General features: G+C 43.9%; 16 protein-coding genes. 5 read left to right on the top strand and 11 right to left on the bottom strand.

Going from position 1 to position 19,373, the window contains the following annotated elements:
• Window positions 1-271: 271 nt before the first annotated feature.
• Window positions 272-1,558 (bottom strand): ABC transporter substrate-binding protein, encoded by a 1,287-nt coding sequence (locus F6K64_RS03245; RefSeq protein WP_287264820.1) that lies wholly within the window; start codon window positions 1,556-1,558, stop codon window positions 272-274.
• A 52-nt stretch (window positions 1,559-1,610) separates the two neighbouring features.
• On the bottom strand, window positions 1,611-1,781 hold the full coding sequence (locus F6K64_RS03240; RefSeq protein ID WP_008187672.1) for a hypothetical protein: 171 nt from the start codon (window positions 1,779-1,781) through the stop codon (window positions 1,611-1,613).
• Between the two features lie 384 nt (window positions 1,782-2,165).
• On the opposite strand from F6K64_RS03240, the gene F6K64_RS03235 reads away from it, so the two are divergent.
• Window positions 2,166-2,996 carry a hypothetical protein gene (locus tag F6K64_RS03235; protein WP_044494144.1) on the top strand — a complete coding sequence of 277 codons (831 nt, stop codon included), beginning with the start codon at window positions 2,166-2,168 and terminating at the stop codon, window positions 2,994-2,996.
• A 383-nt stretch (window positions 2,997-3,379) separates the two neighbouring features.
• Here F6K64_RS03235 and F6K64_RS03230 read toward each other — a convergent pair whose 3' ends face one another.
• Both F6K64_RS03230 and F6K64_RS03225 read right to left on the bottom strand, forming a co-directional pair.
• A complete protein-coding gene (locus F6K64_RS03230; protein ID WP_287253573.1) occupies window positions 3,380-3,526 on the bottom strand; it encodes a hypothetical protein in 147 nt (48 codons plus the stop codon).
• 19 nt (window positions 3,527-3,545) lie between these two features.
• The gene (locus F6K64_RS03225) at window positions 3,546-4,454 is read right to left on the bottom strand and encodes an MBL fold metallo-hydrolase (RefSeq protein ID WP_008187668.1); all 909 of its coding nucleotides are present in this window, start codon (window positions 4,452-4,454) and stop codon (window positions 3,546-3,548) included.
• Between the two features lie 531 nt (window positions 4,455-4,985).
• Here F6K64_RS03225 and proB point away from each other — a divergent pair.
• On the top strand, window positions 4,986-6,101 hold the full coding sequence (gene proB, locus F6K64_RS03220; protein WP_008187667.1) for a glutamate 5-kinase: 1,116 nt from the start codon (window positions 4,986-4,988) through the stop codon (window positions 6,099-6,101).
• Here proB and F6K64_RS03215 read toward each other — a convergent pair.
• A complete protein-coding gene (locus F6K64_RS03215) occupies window positions 6,037-6,213 on the bottom strand; it encodes a hypothetical protein (protein ID WP_154659874.1) in 177 nt (58 codons plus the stop codon). The two genes, proB and F6K64_RS03215, sit on opposite strands and share 65 nt — an antisense overlap.
• A 29-nt stretch (window positions 6,214-6,242) precedes the next feature.
• The gene (gene proX, locus F6K64_RS03210; RefSeq protein WP_008187666.1) at window positions 6,243-7,283 is read right to left on the bottom strand and encodes a glycine betaine/L-proline ABC transporter substrate-binding protein ProX; all 1,041 of its coding nucleotides are present in this window, start codon (window positions 7,281-7,283) and stop codon (window positions 6,243-6,245) included.
• Between the two features lie 95 nt (window positions 7,284-7,378).
• Here proX and F6K64_RS03205 point away from each other — a divergent pair, with 95 nt between their 5' ends.
• Entirely contained in the window at window positions 7,379-7,531 is a 153-nt protein-coding gene (locus F6K64_RS03205; RefSeq protein WP_154659873.1) for a hypothetical protein, read from the top strand.
• A 48-nt stretch (window positions 7,532-7,579) separates the two neighbouring features.
• On the opposite strand, the gene F6K64_RS03200 is transcribed toward F6K64_RS03205, so the two are convergent.
• The 3 genes from F6K64_RS03200 to F6K64_RS03190 all read right to left on the bottom strand — a co-directional run bounded on the left by F6K64_RS03200 (window position 7,580) and on the right by F6K64_RS03190 (window position 10,228).
• On the bottom strand, window positions 7,580-7,975 hold the full coding sequence (locus F6K64_RS03200; protein WP_008187665.1) for a DUF5615 family PIN-like protein: 396 nt from the start codon (window positions 7,973-7,975) through the stop codon (window positions 7,580-7,582).
• The gene (locus F6K64_RS03195; protein WP_008187664.1) at window positions 7,972-8,346 is read right to left on the bottom strand and encodes a DUF433 domain-containing protein; all 375 of its coding nucleotides are present in this window, start codon (window positions 8,344-8,346) and stop codon (window positions 7,972-7,974) included. Before F6K64_RS03195 ends, F6K64_RS03200 begins: the two co-directional genes overlap by 4 nt.
• Before the next feature lie 250 nt (window positions 8,347-8,596).
• On the bottom strand, window positions 8,597-10,228 hold the full coding sequence (locus F6K64_RS03190) for a tetratricopeptide repeat protein (RefSeq protein WP_287264818.1): 1,632 nt from the start codon (window positions 10,226-10,228) through the stop codon (window positions 8,597-8,599).
• Between the two features lie 270 nt (window positions 10,229-10,498).
• Here F6K64_RS03190 and F6K64_RS03185 point away from each other — a divergent pair, with 270 nt between their 5' ends.
• Both F6K64_RS03185 and F6K64_RS03180 read left to right on the top strand, forming a co-directional pair.
• Window positions 10,499-10,753 (top strand): hypothetical protein, encoded by a 255-nt coding sequence (locus F6K64_RS03185; RefSeq protein ID WP_008187661.1) that lies wholly within the window; start codon window positions 10,499-10,501, stop codon window positions 10,751-10,753.
• Window positions 10,754-11,766: 1,013 nt separating this feature from the next.
• Window positions 11,767-11,916 carry a hypothetical protein gene (locus F6K64_RS03180; protein WP_287251148.1) on the top strand — a complete coding sequence of 50 codons (150 nt, stop codon included), beginning with the start codon at window positions 11,767-11,769 and terminating at the stop codon, window positions 11,914-11,916.
• Window positions 11,917-12,061: 145 nt separating this feature from the next.
• Here the strand turns inward: F6K64_RS03180 and F6K64_RS03175 are convergent, their stop codons facing one another.
• Complete coding sequence (locus tag F6K64_RS03175; protein ID WP_287264816.1) at window positions 12,062-18,832, bottom strand: translocation/assembly module TamB domain-containing protein; 6,771 nt, start codon at window positions 18,830-18,832, stop codon at window positions 12,062-12,064.
• A 236-nt stretch (window positions 18,833-19,068) separates the two neighbouring features.
• Window positions 19,069-19,373: hypothetical protein (locus tag F6K64_RS03170; protein WP_287264815.1), on the bottom strand; the 305-nt coding region annotated here is incomplete at its 5' end.

Genomic DNA, 19,373 nt, shown 5'->3' with positions numbered 1-19,373 from the left:
ATTTAGAATTTAGAATTTAGAATTTAGAATTTAGAATTTAGAATTTAGAATTTAGAATTTAGAATTATACATTCTGCCTTCTGCCTTCTGCCTTCTGCCTTCTGCCTTCTGCCTTCTGCCTTCTGCCTTCTGCCTTCTGCCTTCTGCCTTCTGCCTTCTGCCTTCTACATTCTACATTCTACATTCTTCCTTCTACATTCTTCCTTCTACATTCTTCCTTCTACATTCTTCCTTCTACATTCTACATTCTACATTCTACATTCTTCCTTCTTCATTCTTCCTTCTTCATTCTTCCTTCTTCATTCTTCATTCTAAATTCTACTGACAACAGTCTACGGGTTTGATCAGCTGCTGCTTTCATCATTTTTTCAGCACTGAGTTTGGGATTAGTTAGCACAGCATTGAGGTACCGTTGTAAAATATCAGATACCTGAGAATATTGGGGAACTGGTGGACGCAAGACAGCCCCCTCTAACACCTCTAGCATTTTTGGATAGTGGGGATATTTCGCAACAATCTCTGGGTCTGCAAACAGCTTCCGTCGGGTTGGCAGATAGCCAGTTTCCAGAGTATACTGACGCTGGGCTTTCTCACTGGTGAAATACTCAATAGCTCTCCAGGCTTCCTCAGGATGTTTGGAAGATTTAGCAATTCCCAAACCCCAACCTCCTAAGCAAGCACCAGCTTTGCCACCAGGACCATGAACCATAGGGCTAATGCCAATCTTGCCTTTGACCTTTGAACCCTCTTGATTTGCCAATGACCAAACATAGGGCCAATTCCTCAGAAATACTGCATCCCCATTTTGAAACAACAGTCGTGTTTCTTCTTCCTGATAGGTAGTGACGCCAGGGGGTGAAATCCCTTGTTTGATGGTGCTGCGCAGAAATTCTACAGCTTTAATCGCTTCCGGTTTATCCAAACCCACTTCCAAGGTTTCCGGGTCAACCCAGAAACCACCAAAGCCTGCAAGTATCTCCACAAACATGGCTGATAACCCTTCATATTGACGACCTTGCCAAAGATAGCCCCATTTGGGATCATGGTTTTCCTGCAATTGTTGGGAAATGTTGACCAACTGCTCAAAGGTTTTTGGGGCTTGGAATCCAGCTTGCTCTAGCAAATCCTGACGATAGTAGAGGATACCACCATCGGAACGGAATGGTATGCGGTATAGTTTCCCCTGGTAGCGTCCTGAATCAACTGCTTTATCCAGAAATTCGTTTAAATACTCCTTACTAACTCGCTCCGATAAATCTAGTAACCACCCTGCAGCGGCAAATTTAGGAGCCCAAATCACGTCCATGTTAATCAGGTCATAGGGTGAGTCTCCTAAAATGAAAGCAGAGGTATAGAGGTCTTCTGTTAAGTCAGAGTTTAATGGTCCTTCGATCAGTTCGATTTGAATATCTGGATTCTCTAGCTCAAAATTCTTGACCAGTAGTTCCTGCCAATAAGCAAATTCCCCCGCTCCCATCAATAGGGTGAGTTGAACAGGGGGCTGGGTCAGTGCTGGTAGTGCCCAAAACTGGGACAGGAGCACACTGGCAACCAGCATTCCCAAAAGAATCAGGATTACGAAAGGTCTAAGCAGTTTAGTGAAACCTTAATCAGCGCGTCGCAGCATTCATCAGTTTAGCATCAACTATCCGACTCTCTAGGAACTTCATACAGATCGGCTTTGCCCCGAGCATAACTATGGGCAAGCTCAGAAGAGCAAAGATAATTGTAGATAACACGATTGGTCTCAGGAAAGATTTATCGATTGTAGATTGGTTCATGATTAAATGCTTACCTTAAACAAGTTCTAGTACTGGTGGTGAACTCAATGGCTAGGTAACGTTACAGGCTCCGTAGCCGGTATTGTTCCTGTTTTTGCTCCGTACACAAATAATCTACCGATCTCACCAAGAGCAGTCGATAACTAAAAGTTAAGGAAAGTTATGGAGTTGCCCTAGGATTGGACTTAAATCAAACATGAGGTATACCCAATCGCTAACATAACGCAAATGCGATCGCAAACCCCTGAGGTTCAAACTAGGACAAAACGCTGGAAATAAAGCTACCGTTCAAAACAAACGAAAAGCTGACATGATCAGCGTTTTTAAGTGCCACAAAGCGGTACTAGTCATTGAGTTTTAAGTAGCTATCCTAAGGGAGTAATTGTGAACGGATCTACAATCCAAAAATTAATCTTGGCACCAGTCTTCATTTCAACTACACTCTTTTGTGTCTTCACCTTACCCGTAGCCCTATTTGGTGAAGAGTCCCTCACCATCCGCATGCAAGATGAACTATTTTTTCATGGTAAAGTCAGGGATTCGGCGGCTCCTTACTTGGGACTAGCGATGTTAATCAGTTTGGGAGTAGGTATCTCTAATGCTACTTTAGCTGGGTGGCAGGACTCTTCCCGGAAGTCAGCTACCATTGAGTCTGAGTTAGACACTATCGAGCAAGCTCTTCAGGAGAAGGAAAAGTTAATTCAACAACTACAAGTTTCAACATCCGAGCTGAACACAGAGAAGCAACAGAAGCTAGATAATGTGGTTGCTTATGAAGAAGTAAAATTTGCTGCTGCCAGCGTACCGATGGCAAAGAAGGTTTCTCGGACCGTGGTCATGGAGAAACCGATAACAGTTATGGAACCGTTAATAGTTACCCAGGAACCAGTGCTTGAAAACCTAGGGATGTCATGGCAACAGAGTAAGGTAAAAGCTGGAATCTATCAGTTTGCCTCTGCTCAAACGTTCTTAGGCTACACCAAGGGATGCAGTCGGCCAAAGGGAGTTTCCCCCATTCGCGACGGCATCAAGAATACTTCTTCTGCATCTGAACAATCCACAAGCATCAGAAATCCTCAAGTTCTGGCGAAAAAAATTGTGCTAGTTGAAGCACTCCAAAGTCAAATCCAAAACCTATCGGTTCAGCTAGAATCTCTCCAAACATCTTTAAAAGCAGCACCCCAAGTATCTGATCAAGCTCAAGTTGCAGCTTAGATAATAAGTAAGCTATCAGCATTCAGCTATCAGCATTCAGCTATCAGCATTCAGCTATCAGCATTCAGCTATTGGCCAAGCTACGGAAACAGCTTTTTAATAAAAGAAGCTGACCGCTGACCGCTGACCGCTGAATGCTGACAAACTATCAGCAGCACTTTATAGGCGGTCTTTACTTTAAAAAGACCGCCTATGACTATAAGAAGCATGTTATATTATTAAGTACAGTTAATCACTTTTAAAATCGGTTATCCTCTGAAAGTTAATTGTTAATTGTTAATTGTTAAGTTTTAATTTTTAATTTTTAATTAACAATTAATTTTATTTTTAGGAATGATATAGCGTTGATCATAATTTGATCATACTTACAGCGTTTTTCATAACTATGAGGTACACAGGATTTTTTCCCTGTTCCCTGTTCCCTGTTCTGTTCCCTGTTCCCTGTTCCCTGTTCCCTGTTCCCTGTTCCCTGTTCCCTGCTCCCTAAAACCTACTCCCTGCTCCCTAAAACCTAGCATTTTGTACCTCACGACCTTGAAAATTGCTAGATTAAACTTTGCTCAGAGGCATTTTCCCATCCTTAACCTCAAGCAGATGTGACCTAGAGGATTCCACTAGGTCAATTTCCAGACCTTCCCGCGCCATAATCGTATTAGAAAACTCCTTAACAGCCTGTTCTCCAAGCTGATCCAAGAAATCATCGTTATGGAGGGGGTCATGATGGAAGATGACTAATTTTTTAGCATTAGCAGCTCGAGCAACTTTGATAGCTTCCTGCCAGGTGGAATGTCCCCAACCAATTTTGCTCGATATCTCAGAGTAGTATTCTTGATCAGTGTAGGCAGCATCATAAATCATCAGGTCTGCATTACGGGCCAGCCGCAGGACATTTTTATCGAAACCTTCTTCGAGGTGTTCTGTGTCAGTGATGTAGGCAGCTGAATAGCCTCGCCAGTTAACTCGATAGCCAACGGCTTCACCTGGATGGTTCAAGGGTGCATTTTCTACCGTAATCTCACCAATATTGACTGTTTCTCCAATCTCAAGGTCATAGAACTTCTTTTTCGATTGCATAATTTGCAAGGGCACCGGAAAATTTGGGTGGGTCATCTGATCAGTTAGACGTTTCTCGATGGTGGCACCATTAGGGGCGCGGGTGCCATAAATATGGAAACAATTCCTTTTAATAAAGGCAGGGGTAAAGAAAGGGAAACCCTGAATATGGTCCCAATGGGAGTGGGTAAAAAATAGATGAGCTTCTACGGGCATCTCTTTCAGGAGAGACTGTCCCAAAACTCGCAACCCTGTGCCACCATCAAAAATCAGACGCTCACGACCAACTCGGATCTCTATACAAGGTGTGTTGCCTCCATACCGAACTGTTTCTGGTCCTGGACAGGCAATACTACCTCTGACGCCCCAAAAACGAATAGTGAATAAGTTGTGGGTATTAGACATAATTTTTCCTTGCAGGCTTTTGCAGTTAGTTCATCAGTGAGGGTTTTCTGACGAAGAGGGTGTCAGTGTATGGTAATCCAGGAAGGGGCAAAGGTAAAGCTAGAATAGTCAAGTACCCTTGGCCCAATTCCTATTTACCCTTAGCTTTTCTAGCTAGAATTCAAGCACATTGCACAGCACGCCTTAGCACAAGAGTCACACTAATAATTAGCAACGATCTCACCTGGATGTTACTGGTTAGAGGTGATTAGCGGACTGAATTCCCCTGTTGTTGTAGGGTGTGTCGATTATACAAAGTAGCTCAAGTTTACCAGTATAGTTCATCAATCTGGAACTATGATGGCTCATAGCAAGTACTTCTTATTCCTATGATTCCCAAAAGCTTAGCAATATTCACCTGAATGTCTTGTAAGTTACACAACCCAAGTATGTGATCAAAATCACATACTTGGCAGTGGTACCAGAGGAAAACTACACCTGACATAGATTCCCCCTCGAAGGTATGATCAACAGAAACCAGATTAATGACCAATGACCAATCAAAAGATAGTTGTCAAAGTCGGCACATCTAGTTTAACCCAACCAGCAACAGGTCAGTTGGCCCTATCCACTATTGCTGCCCTAGTGGAAACCCTGAGTCGGCTCCGTTCTGAAGGTCATCAAGTGGTACTGGTTACATCTGGCGCTGTGGGGATTGGCTGTGGGCGACTGGGCTTAACATCACGACCGAATACACTCCCTCTCAAACAAGCGATCGCAGCAGTTGGTCAAGGACGGCTGATGCGGATATATGATGACTTATTTAGTAACCTCAACCAACCTATTGCTCAGATTCTCCTCAGCCGCCGAGATTTTGTACAGCGTAGTTGCTATGTCAATGCCTATGCTACCTTTCGGGAGCTACTCCAGCTGGGGGTGATCCCTGTGGTGAATGAAAATGATACGGTAGCCGTAGATGAACTTAAATTTGGGGATAACGATACCCTTAGCGCCCTAGTCGCTAGTTTGATTGAATCGGATTGGTTGTTTTTACTAACTGATGTGGATAGACTTTACTCAGCAGACCCCCGTAAGGTACCGGATGCTGAACCAATTATTTCAGTCAATAGCATTGAGGAGTTAACTGAACTAGAGGTACAAGCTGATGACTCAGGCTCTGGTTGGGGCACTGGTGGGATGGTAACTAAAGTAGCTGCTGCCCGAATTGCTACCAATGCTGGGGTTAGAACTGTAATCACTGAAGGACGACGTCCGAATAACATAGAAAGAATTTTACAGGGAGAATCCCTGGGCACCCAGTTTGCCCCCCAAGCTCAAACCAATAAAGCCCGCAAGCACTGGATTGCTTACAGTTTAGTGCCAGCCGGGAAACTTTATCTTGATAATGGAGCGCTAAAGGCAGTTTGTGATGGGGGCAAATCTCTATTAGCAGCTGGTATTACTGCCATAGAGGGGGATTTTCGCTCATCAGATGCCGTAGAGCTATGTGACAGCAATGGCATGGAAATTGCTAGGGGACTGGTGAACTACAACAGTAATGAATTACATAAGATTCGAGGGCATAAATCCGAACAAATCCTGACTATTTTGGGTTACAAGGGGGCAGAAACTGTGGTTCATCGGGATAACTTGGTACTGATGAATTAGGGAGTAGGGAGTAGGGAGTAGGGAGTAGGGAGTAGGGAGTAGGGAGTAGGGAGTAGGGAATCGGGAATCGGGAATCGGGAAAAAATCCTGTATACCTGATAGCTCTGATCAACGCTAGATAACGGTGTTTTGAGGATATTTTTAATTCGTGGCTGCCTTTTTTGCTGATTCTACCCAACTATCAAAGAGTTGCTGATTTTTCTTTATCCATTCTTCGGCATGGCGGCGAATATCTTTTGGGCTACTTTCACCATCTTGTACCAGTTTTTGTTGAGCATTCACATCGTCAATTGGAACTGTCATCAACTCAAACAGGCGTTTGGCAGCTGGATTTGCTGCTAAAAATTTCTTGTTTGCCATCACCCGAACTTTATCCACAGCAAAACCCACATTTTTTCCGTTAATAGTAGTATCTTTTTCGGTTATATTTTCCTGTTCTTTAGGTAGTGAAATAAAAGGAACCTCTAATCTAATGGTATCTTCTCCTGGCTTTAATACTGTCACTGACCAGTGGGGACTATAGCTATAAAATAAAATAGGTTGTCCTTGTTTATAGCGACCCAATGTGGCGGCCAAGAGAACATCATAGTTGCCTTGGTCATGTTCAACGGTATCGCGCAACTTGTAAGCATCCAGCTGATGTTCAATTACCAACTCACACCCCCAACCTGGATTACAACCAGTTAAGTTAGCTTTGCCATCTCCATCAGAGTCAAAAAGCTTGGCAATTTTGGGGTCTTTTAGTTGTCCGAAATTAGTAATTTTGTATTGTTCAGCAGTTTTTTTATCTATCTGATAGCTTTGCAAACCATCAGCAATAATTACTCCCACCTTTTCTAATTTTTGGTCACCACCGTTTTCTAAAAAGAATTTTTTGTGTATATTTTGCCAATGAACACTGTAGAAATCTACGTCGCCATTCCTGACAGAAATGTGTGCCAGGGGAATACTAAGTTGTTTTATTGCTGCAGGTTTATAACCAACCTTTTCCAAACCAATATTGATGATTTCGGAAACAAATAAGGCATAGGTGGAAACCGAGGATGCAGAACTGACCTTGACTCCTTTACCTGCTGTGGATTGACTCCCATTTGGGGTCTGTGCTTCACAGGCGATTAAACTGAGGCATAGAGCTGCTGCTAGGATAATACAAATAAATTGATTGATTTTCCTGATGGTCATTTCTTGGATTCTATTTGATCAGGTGCTATCGGGATGTTACAGCTAGATTTTGCCTGAAATCCTGGTAAGGCGCAATCCCGACTACGGATCATAGGGTGGAATGGGCTGTTGGTGGCATGGGCATGTTGCCTGTTTCATTTCCGGGCAGGCAGGATGCCCACTCTACTGGTCGGGCGGGCAGGATGCCTACTCTACTGCTATTTCGCGCAGCGGGCAGGATGCCCACTCTACTCCTATTGATTCGTTGATTCAGCAACGCCCAATTTCTTGCTTAAACACTGGTTTCCAATGCTATCTTACGGAATGAAGAGCCGACCGACTCCCATATAATTGTCAATTTCAATCACAATTTCAAGTAGCCTATCTACACATTTATCCCGATAGGCTCGTTCATCCAAGACCCGATCAGCATTGCCAATTGTGATGACAGGAAGGGAATTGGACTTGTTTTCTTCACGCAAAACCTTCTCTAATGCATCCTTACCTTTCATCTTTCGATTGGCTGTCAATAGAATCATCTGATTGGCTTGAGCAAAGCGCCAAACAATTCGATCATTGCTATCGATTGGTAGCTCAACTTCTTGAAAGGAGACGAAACGGATGGGGAGAGTCTCAAGCCAACCTTGATTAGCAATGTTGCCTAACAAAACTACTGCATGTCTCTCAAGATTGTGATCAATCAAGAAAATCATGCTTTCTGTGCGTGTCTTGCTTTCTGTTCCTGGAGTTTTGCCCACAACGCTTCTCGACCGGGTTTAGGGGGCATTTTTGCAATGCGAGCAAAGTGTTCTCGATTCCGCTGTTCCCAGTACTGTCGGTTTTCCTGTTCCTCCTGCAAAATAGTTTGATACTCGGCTTCGACTTGGGTACGATTGTCTTCGATGTATGATAGGGCTGCGCTTACTTGTTCCTTAGTTAGGTTAAGAACATCCCCAATTAATTTTGGTGGATACTGAGCTGTGACATAATCCATCACATCGTAGAGGGTGATGCGTGTTCCGGCAATGGTTAATCCCCATTCTGTGCGAATTATAGCTGTATTGCTATTAGAAACTGGAGCCATATCTATCGCTTTCTTAATGTATCTCTATTTTACGAAGTATTTAAGTATTCAGCGGTCAGTGGTCAGCTTAAAATCAGGCGTTGTTTAATAATAGAATGATTTTAAGAGTTTTTTAGAATGGGCATGTTGGTGGAACAGGCATCTTGCCTGTTTCATTTCCGGGCGGGCAGGATGCCCACTCTGCTGATATTCATCCCGCCCCTCAGCAATGGCACATCTGTTCCTAATGCTGCAAGGTCTAGTCACAAAACTAGGGTTTTAACGCAAGACACGCTCGATATATACCCGTCCATAAAGGAGAGCGCAAAATTTGCAGATTTTGACGATAGATTCGAGTATCAGGATCATTTGGCCCTAACTTCTGTTCGGCAATCTCCAATGCCTGTTGATAAAGGGGTTTAGCCTCATCATAGCGCCCGATTGAGTAGTAGAGTAAACCCAGGTTGTTGAGAATGGTAGCCACATCGGGATGGTTCTCACCCAAGCGGCTTCTAGTTATCTCTAAACATTGCTGATACAAGGGTTCAGCCTGGTCATAGCTACCTTGACCGTAATAGAATCTTCCTAAGCCAACAAAGGGCCAGATTAAATCTTCATCCCTGAGCCAGTCAGTTAGGACTGTGGCAGCTTCGGCTAAATGAGGGATGGCGGGGGTAACTGCTGCAATCTGATCGCGAGTTGGTGTCTTGGGAATTTTTTTGGCCACAGCCACCATTCCTTGACAAAAGCGTTGCTTGTAGCAATCGGCCTCTGGTAATTGAGCCAGCTTGGTCTGGAAAAATTCTCGCATTAGTTGATGAAGCCGATAGGTTTGCTGTTCGGTCAGTTGCAACAAATTACGATTTACCAGAAAGCGATTGGCCGTAGGCCACGCTACGCGAACGCGTAACTCTTCCAATACTTCTTGTTGTTGATACCATTGTTCCTGATTTTCATCGATAACACAAGTCTCTACCAGTGACCACTGAAAAGGAGCAGGAGCAAACAAACTCAGAAGACATCCTAACTGTTGGGCTTCTGGTGGCAAACTGTTCCAAGATAACTCAAACGCTTCTACAGAGTAGGCCCTAGCATGATTAATAATGTTACTGGGGTGATTTAAGCTTATCTCTTTTTTTTTGAGGCATTCCTTGATAAATCTCTTGACACCAAGATAGACCTGACTATCTTGAGATTCTGGTTTACATAGGTCAATGTGGTTCTTTGCTATCGCAACCGGTTTCACTTTTTCAATGCCTGGGTTGGCACTATCTGGGTCTACCACCAAAATCCCTTTGACAGGCTGAGTTTCATAGTAGACCTTTGTGGCAATTTCTAAACTCCGAACGTTTTCTCTATACCACTCATTTAATTCCCGTAACTGAGGGTGATGAGCTTTTAGTTCGTCCACACTTACGGTGGTTTGTGCGAGAACACCAATATTATCAATTAAACTAGCTAGATGAGACCCAGTGTGGGGAGTAGCCAGAAATACAACCCCTTTCGTCTGCTCAAGAATAGCTTGCTTTTGAAAGGTCAAGGCACTGTTGAGCATCTTTTTGACTAAAAGCCCGCCCATACTGTGAGCAATAAAGATTAATGGACGTTGGCCGAAATCGTTGATATCTAGCCACTCTAATAAATTACTGGCTTGATCGAAAAGGGGCATACTGCTGTGGCTTGTCCAGTTTGTCGCTTCAGCGTCATACCCAAAAGACCAGATGTTAACGCATAAATTATCTTTTCCTAACCAACCTAGCCAGCAGTCATCATCATCCCGTTTTCCCTGGGGATGCCAGGTGCTGATAGCATCCCCTCCCAGCCCGTGAACAAACACCACATCCGCACTGGGCAATAAGTCCTGATAGCTTGAGATTTCGATTAAGCCGGTTAAATCCCTCAACGGTTACCCTCAAGTTAATTATATAGCATTAACTAGTAGATGCCTGAAACCCAATCTCGAATTATTTTAACACAGGAAAATATAGGGAGTCGGAAATTCTAAATTCTAAATTCTAAATTCTAAATTCTAAATTCTAAATTCTAAATTCTAAATTCCATAACCGTACAATTTCTTTCAATTATCCCTCCGAAAAAAAATTATAAAACCCCTTGACAAATTAAAATGTTATCGTTATGATTATATTTGTAACTTAACAACGAATTGTTAACTATGTCCGACAATTTTCGCCCTAACCCAGAAAACAATCCTGAGGAAATTACTCCTAGTAATACGCCTCAGGAACCTTCCCAAAAAAAATACCCCATTAAGCACATTTTGAAAGGCTCCCGCCAGGCAATAAACAACACCATTTATACCCTTTATGCACGGGGTTACGCCCAAGTTGACGAGTGGAGCCCCCTTCAGCCGACTGACATTCCTGGCGAATTCATGACGGTAATGACGAAGTACTTAATGCTGGGTTAAGGGCTTAAATTTTGGGGGGCTTTGCCCCCCCAAAGCATCAGGTCTGATGTCAGCGGTCAGCGGTCAGCCGTCAGTGGTCAGTGTTTAGCTGATAGCTGAAAACGGATAGCTAATAGCTAATAGCTGATACGCGACACGCTGATAGCTTACGGTCTGATCGGATTATGTTTGATTAGGTTTACAAAGTTGAGACATAAGTAACAATTCCTAGCCGTGGAACATAGTTCTGCGGCTACTTTTTTTTGGTTAGCAGGTTGTTCGCGTAGCGTGGCCTTTTGGCCAAGGTTATTTGGTTGTTCGCGAAGCGTGGCCTTTTGGCCAAGGTTAGATGGTTGTTCGCCTTTGGCGTTCGAGTAGGGTAGGTTTAAGGTTATGATGTTGTAGGTTATTAACAGGCTCAGCTGATCAACACAAGACCTCTTGAGGTGATCAACAAGTGTTCTATTGTGATTAATCCTTGGTGGGCAGTGCCTAGCAACCCGATCGCAAGCACATTAATCTGTCTGTTGCACTGCCCACCCTACATCTACTTAATAAAATTCTCCTTGGTGGGCAGTGCCTAGCAACCCGATCGCAAGCACATTAATCTGTCTGTTGCACTGCCCACCCTACATCTACTTAATAAAATTCTCCTTGGTGGGCAGTGCCTAGCAACCCGATCGCAAGCACATTAATCTGTCTGTTGCACTGCCCACCCTACATCTACTTAATAAAATTCTCCCCATCTCCCCATCTCCCCGACTCCCGACTGTTGTGCCATTTCAAGACAACGGCCCAGGGGAACTTATCTGTAGTATTTGGGAGCATCCCAATTTGGCACGTTAGCTCTTTTTAGGGGGCTGAAACCCTTGAAATATCGTTGCTTTGGGTAATATTGTTTCCAAAATGGGATGCTCCCTAGTATTTTGAACAAATAGTATAAGAAAGGGAATAGGGAACAGGGAATAGGGAATAGGGAATAGGGATAATAGTTGACTATTTCAGCTGTTTGACCGGCGTTGCTTAATAATGGAATGATTTTAAAAGTTTTGTGCAATGGGCATCTTCCCGTAGAATGGGCATCTTGCGTGGAACTGGCATCTTGCCAGTTTCATGCTTATTTTCGAGCGGACAGGATGCCCACTCTACTCCTATTCATTCAAAGATTTAGCAACGCTGTTTAACTCGATGGTGCGTTACGGGGCGGACTATCGGAACACGGGTTACGAGGCGGAAAATGAGGGCAAGTCCGCCCCTAACACACCCTAAGCACTAAATTCTAAATTCTAAATTCTAAATTCTAAATTCTAAATTCTAAATTCTAGCTAATCAAAATTGCCATTTATATCTAACTTGTACCTCATTAAACACGTAGTCGTAACTCAATTCAACTGAGGAAGTTTGTCCCAAATCATAAACGGCATCGAAGGTTGGGTAAACCTGTAAATCAGCTAAACCGATGGATCTCCCGACATTACTGACTTGTTCTTCAACAGTAAATAAAATATGTTTGATAATTGGTCGAACAACATACTGAGTAATCACTAACTCAGCTATTTCTCGTTCATTGCTGTTAGCGATAGTTTCAAATTGGGTAATAAAACTGTTACCGAGCAGAGCGATAATTCCACTTTCACTGCGGGGAGGAGTACTGGTTAAGGTGACAATGGGAGAAAATAGAAACGCTTTGTCCTCACTATTAGCTATAGCTTCCCCATAAACACACTCAGAGAGCTGTTGGAATTGTTGCCGAGACAAGATGGTTGTTTTTGAACCAAGTTTAGCTAGTCCCCTATCTTGTCCACTACTGGTAATTTGCTGATCAGCACAATAATCTTTCTCTCCTCCTAGGGCAAGGATTTTACTAGTTTGACCTTTGATGGCGAGGGTTACCTTTACTTGGTCGGGTCGAGAAGACTGCACGACATTCTCAAGGATTTCGTTATCAACCCGTCTTTGACGTAAGGCACCAGAAGGCTCAAAGGCTATGGTGATAAACTTAAGATCTAAATTGGGATTGAGTAATCCCTGTTCTGGTACAAATACAATGGTGTTATTGTGCCGCCTGTCTGAAACAAATTCGGTTTCTAATACATCAACTTCCCAACGTCGTAGCGTAATTGTTCCCAATCCTTGTAAGTTTTGGAGATTGCCATTGATAGGACCGTTGAGGGTTAAATCACCAGCTATTCGAATATCATATATGGGAAACTGTTGTACTCTTAACTCATTTACCAAATTTATCTGAAAATTCCTTAACCTAGGCACAAACAGATTATTTATTCTACTACGGACTACTGAGGGAGTCTGATTAGACGTATTCTTAACGGGTTTTTCGTCACTTGCTTGGGTCTTGGTTTCCTGTATCTTCGGTATAAAGGCTTGCCCATTTTCTAAGTTAATGTTTCCTCCAATAACTGGACGCAATGCTGAACCCGTAATCACGATATTACTTGCTACTCCCCCTTCATAGAGCCCTGCTAACTTTAGGTTATCTTTAGGAATTGTCAGGGTTAGGGGATTGGAGGAGTTTGTCGTATTTGACGCTATCCTATTTGACACTATCGGCAATTGCCCAGACAGGGAGAATCCAATCCCTGCTAGGTTACCCTCGATAGTTTTTTGACCTTCTCTATCTGGATAGTTTACTACTTCCAGGCGCTGCTGATCTAACTTAACCTTGCCTACAACATTGAGGGTAAAGTCATCTTCTAGGAGCTTAGTTTTGAGAGTGCCATTCTGGATATTAACCTCAGATGTTCCTGATAAGTCTTTAATTTTGATACCATCTGCTAACTCCAAACTTCCACTAACATCCAGGTCTATATCAGCGGTTCTATCCTCTCCATTCACCCATTCCACTTGTTTTTGAGTCACTACACCAAGGAGTGCCATTGCTGGAGTTGCCAGCTTGAGGTTGATATCTATGCGATCGCTATCTGGTTTGGGGGGAAAGGGGACTTTACCAGAGACTTGTAGATAATCTGGTTTGTTGGTGTCAAAGTCAAGACGAGAATCAACATAGTCGAAATTGACTTCAATATCATCGAGGGAGGTATTATTGACGGAGCCATCTACAACAGCGACTTGCCCATTGGTGACTTGGGGATTGGTGAGACTACCACCCAGCTCGCCTTTGGCATTCAAGTTACCTGCAATGTCAAAGGGAATAGTGACAAAATTGCTGGCTAAATTGCTAACGGTCTCTAGAGATAGATTCTGGAGGAGGAAGTTTCCTGAGTTGCTTTCTTGGCCAAGCTGTCCTTGAAATGCTAAGACTGTTTCCCCCAATTCCATTCGGGCTGGCTGCACAGTAATTACACCTTGGTCGTAACTGCCTTTACCAACCAATTGGTTGAGCACAATTACTTGATTGGGAGAATTAGCATACCACTGCCAATTGTTGCCTTCAACATTAAAATCGACTTTAGGATTAGTCAAGATTCCAGCAACAGCAATTTCTCCAGTATACTTACCTCGAATATCTAAATTAGTCAGGAGTGTAGTGGGATTAAACGGGTTAGCAACAGCGTCGTCTTGGGCATTTATTTTGGCAAACCGTCGTAGGAGAGTAGCTAGGGAGCCATGTATAATACTAGGGAATGGTCGTAATTGGTCAGCGTTGCCAAATTTCTTGTTACCAATTTTATCACTAGAGGAATTAGTAGTAGAGGAATTAGTAGTTTGGAATCCTTGAGCGATGTCGATAATATCAACACCTTTGACAATAGTCAGGATGTCTTCAATATAAGCTTCTGGAATAGTCAGCTTGCCATTTATTTGTTGAGACTTGAGATTAAATCGACCATTTTTGAATAAATATCGACTGTTACCTAAGATTAAAGCAGCTGATGCAATCTGGGCAATATGATCTTGATAGGAGAAGTTAGCACTAACTTGTTTAGCGTTTATTTCTCCTATAGCAAGTTCCTTAATTTCGATAGTATTACGACCAGAGGTTTCTAGGGTGAAAAGATTCAGGTTAGCTTGCCCTGTTACCTCGCCTTCCAATCTACCGGGAATACCGTAGATCAAACCAGGGGTCAGATTAAGGATAGCTAGGGAAAAATTCTTGATCTGAGCCCTTAAGTTATCTCCCCGGCGTACTCCTGTGATCAGAATCGGGAATTGTGACCCTTGTCCCTGTTGGAGTGTAAAGGATGCAGGCAGATAGGGAGCAAGACATTGGTCTCCTCTAGTACAGGGTTGGAGGCGAGTTGCGATCGCATCTTTCTTTCCTCGTAAATCTATGGCTAATTCTTGTCCTGGCGCAACGGTTACTGGCCCAGCTAACACTGGCTCAAAGGTTAAGTCGTTAACCTTCAAATTCGATAGCTGTAGATTCCCGGTCATATTCAAATTCCCAGGTAGGAAAGGGGCTGAGAGTAAATTTTTCCCTTGGATGCGACCGTTCAAGTCAGCTTGACCCTTGACCTGAATTTGATACCCTGGGGAAATTTGCTCCAAAGGTAACCGACTCAATAGCAGGTTATAGGGCAATTTACTGAGATCAGAACCAACCTCTAGGTTTAGATCAGTTCCAATCTCCCATGGCATCTGACTAGGGTTAGTTTTGGTGAGATGGGACAGTAGGATTACTCCCTTAGCATTAAAGGAATGTTTTGGCAACTCTAGCGATAGGGTATTTGCTTTAATGGTAGCAATAGCACCAGGATTGAGCAGAGGATTGAGGTTTCCGGATAAATTCAGTTGACTGTTCAGCGGTCCTAGCTCTAGTTTTTGGTTACCCAGCTCCGGTAATAACTGACTAACCAGTAAGGAGGAATCAAGATTAGTGGTATTAATTGCCGCTTGCCATAGACCCTTGCTAAGGGTGCTATTTAGGTTAAGTTTCCCTTGGGCTAGTACTCCGTTAAGGTCTGCTTGTAGGTCAGTCTGATTCAGTAGAGTTGGGGGGTCTAGGGTGTTAAGTCGGCTCTTTAACTTGACTTTTCCCCCGATTTCTGTATCGATAGTTGGGAAGTTAGCTAAGGCCATTTGGGATGCGATTTCCCCTACATCCAGGCTGTTTGCGATCGCATCCGCAGTCAGCACCCCAGAGCTTAACTGACCGATAGCATTAACGTTACCACCACCTACACCTAGGTTTCCATCAAAGCTAGCCTGAATTGCCTTGAGTAGGTCAAGGTTAAATGATGAGCCGAAAGCCAGTAGAGACTCTAAAGAACTAGAAAGGTTAGCTTTACCTGACTTGAGAGCTATCGGTAGCGCTAGATTAGGAATACTATTACTCAAGCTAATTTGACCAGCTAATGCATTAACATCCAGATTCCCTGACTTTAACTGACCTTTGGCATTAACTTGACCATCAGCCACCCCTAAGTTTCCCTCAAAATTGGCGTTGATAGTATTGAGGCTATTCAAGTCCCGATTCAAGGCAGAGGCGAGCAGAGATGCCAGGCTTCCGGAAAGATTAAGCTGACCTGACCGTAGCGCTACTGGTATCGTTACATCTGGCACTAGGGGATTGAGCTGAATTTGACCAGCTAATGCATTAACATCCAGATTTCCTGAATTTAATTGACCTGTAGCGTTAACTTGACCATCAGCCACCCCTAAGTTTCCCTCAAAATTGGCTTTGATAGTATTTAGGCTGTTGAAGTCCCGATTCAAGGCAGAGGCAAGCAGAGATGCTATCGTTCCGGAAAGATTAAGCTGACCCGACCGTAGCGCTACTGGTATGGTTACATCTGGCACTAGGGGATTGAGCTGAATTTGACCAGCTAATGCATTAACATCCAGATTCCCTGAATTTAACTGACCTTTGGCATTAACTTGACCATCAGCGACCCCTAAGTTTCCCTCAAAATTGGCCTTGATAGTATTGAGGCTATTGAAGTCCCGATTCAAGCCAGAGGCGATAAGAGATGCTAGGGTTCCCGAAAGATTAAGCTGACCCGACCGTAGTGCTACTGGTATGGCCAAATTGGGAACTAGGGGATTGAGCTGAATTTGACCAGCTAATGCATTAACATCCAGATTCCCTGAATTTAGCTGACCTGTAGCATTAACCTTACCCCCACCCACCCCGAGCAACCCATTAAAATTGCCATCGATAGTATTCATCAGGCTATTGAGGTTGGGAGTTGAGCTAGAAGATAGCAGAGACTCCAGGGAAGCAGAAAGGTTGATTTTGCCAGAATCTAAACCAATCGGTAAACCCAACTTGGGCACTACCTTATTCAGTTTAATTTTAGAGGCTCTGGCGTCCAACTCCACCATGCCCCGATTTACCTGACCTGTAGCCTTCACCTTACCCCCTTCTACCCCCACCTGCATATCTCCTGTTGCCTCAATAGATTTAGGAGAAAAGGATTTGAAACTACCAGAGAGGTTGATTTTTCCTTGGGTTAACTGTCCCGACAGGGGTAAGAAGGGGTCTAGAGGCACAGCGTTAGCCACTACAGTAGCTTCCCACTTACTGGTTTTAAGGTTTCCTGTACCCGTAGCAGTGATTCTCCCTTTACCGACCTTGACCTGGGTGTTACGCAGTAAAATATTCTGATTGAGCAACAGGAGTTCTCCAGCACCAGAAACCCCGATATTCTTTGAAGATGAAGTGGATACCGCTGGTGCTTGCCAAATTAGACTCCCTTGGGGGTTTTGAGTGTTTCCTCTGATGGTAGCTTGGGCGTCGAGGTTGCCCAGGGTAATCTGAGATGGCAGCTTATAGGGAGATGCAATGGCATCCACCGGAAGGGCAGCGATAAAATCGAACGCTAGGGGCATTCCCTGAGGTTTAGTTCCCCCTTGCTGGTCACTAGCCAGTCTTACTTGACCACGCCCAGTAATTTTCCCACCTGCCTCAGGTTTTACTAAGAAATCCGTCAAGACCACTTGGGAAAAATTCCCAGCCAAGTCAGCCCGAATCTGAGCCAACTTAACCTTGTCGATGGTGGTCACTTTAGTATTCCGTAGTGTGCCAGTCACCTCTGGCTGGTTAATCGGACCGGTAATCGATAAGTCCGCTGCCATTTCCCCATCTACTGGCACTGGGGATTTCAGCGGAACAGTTTTCAGCAGTTTCGCCAAGCTAAAGGGCGTGACCTCAACATTCAGGTCAAACCCTTTTGTCCAACCGACTTGACCAGATACCAACGCTTCAATTGCTCCATAACTCCCCTGAGTTTTTTCCAAGCGCACCTGGTCTCCCTGGAAGCGCAGTCTAGCGTTAGCCTTCACCGGTGCCTTCAACGGGTTTACTTGCACCTGAATCCCTTTAAATTCAGCCTTACCCTTAACATCAGGGATTTCCTTAACCGAAGGCAGGGAAATATTCAGTTTGGCATCTAATTCACCAGATTGGAGATTAGCTGGGATATTGGGAATAACCGCTCTGATTAACGGCATCAGCTCCGCCAATGCCAAGTTTTGGACGTTGACCCTAGCTTGACTTTGCCCAGTTGTCAGCCATGTCTTGCCCTCCAGTTTGGTCTTACCCTCAGCAATAGCAGTTGTGATACTATACTTGAGACGCTTATTGTTGTTGGATAAGCCAGCAGTAGCATCAAGTTTGAGCTTGAATGGATTAGTCTGACCATAGGGTAAAAGGGCAATTTTACCATTCCACACCCGCACCTTAGCATCCAAATCAATCGGAGGAGAGAAGGAATTATCGAAATTCAAGTCTTTTAAGTTAATCCATTCCCCATTCGCTTCCTGTTGGGCATACACATCCACATTTACCAAGTTAATGGTCACAGGCAAAGAGCGTTTGACAAGTAAAGGCAAGGGATTAAAACCTACTTTGATCGCTTTGATAGCCACATGGTCAGGGTCAGTGGTGGTAGCTGGGATAGAGGATGGTCCCAACTCCAGGCTAGTCAGGTATAAGGCTTTCAGTTGTCCAACCCGTACATCTCGCTTGATGACATTACTCAGTTCAGTTTCAATCCAGCCAGGTAAGTTTTGGTATAGCCACATCCTGACCCCAAAATATCCCACCAGACCAATGGTCAGGGAGATCATGGCAAAGGTAATAGTAGAGGGACGTTTTCCCCATTGGAGTATACTGGCTACAGCACTCCGGCTTTGATTTGCCTCTGGTTCAGGGGGAGGATTTTGGGAAGACTTGGTCATATCCGAATATCAGGATGATTAGAGGATTTGCTGAAAATTATTCCAGATCGGCTGCAATATATTCCGGAAATTGACTGATACAGGGTCGCTAAAATTTTATGGAATTCCCCAAGCCAAAACCCCGTGTTTTTAAACCACCGGATATAGGCTCGTAGCGACTTTAGTCGCCGTGGAAAAATATCTTGAGGAATTCCGGAATCATCGTTAAAGCCAATATCGTCAAAGCCAATGTAGACTTAAATATAGAGTACAGGCTGCAAAACCGTTGGCTCAACCGGGAAAGAGACCCGCAATTTGATTGACCATAAAGTAGTAATGCTCGGAGGGTAGGGAAACTCCTCCTTAAAAACCCAACCGTCAATTAAAAGTTGGCGTGTGAACCTAGAAGAATCACCTTTGAGATAAAAACGGTGCGCTTGACCTTGGCGAATTAAATTCGCCAAGGTCAAGCGCACCGCAAAGTACGGTGGGGCACACCGGAACTTGAGGAAAAGGAAGGGAAACGGACTTTTAAGGCACTTCCAGGAAGTACTCCAACGCA

It is taken from the genome of Moorena sp. SIO3A2 (assembly GCF_010672265.1).
Lineage (GTDB): Bacteria > Cyanobacteriota > Cyanobacteriia > Cyanobacteriales > Coleofasciculaceae > Moorena > Moorena producens.
The sequence above is the reverse complement of the archived record's forward strand: the minus strand, read 5'-3'. Positions and strand labels throughout refer to the sequence as shown.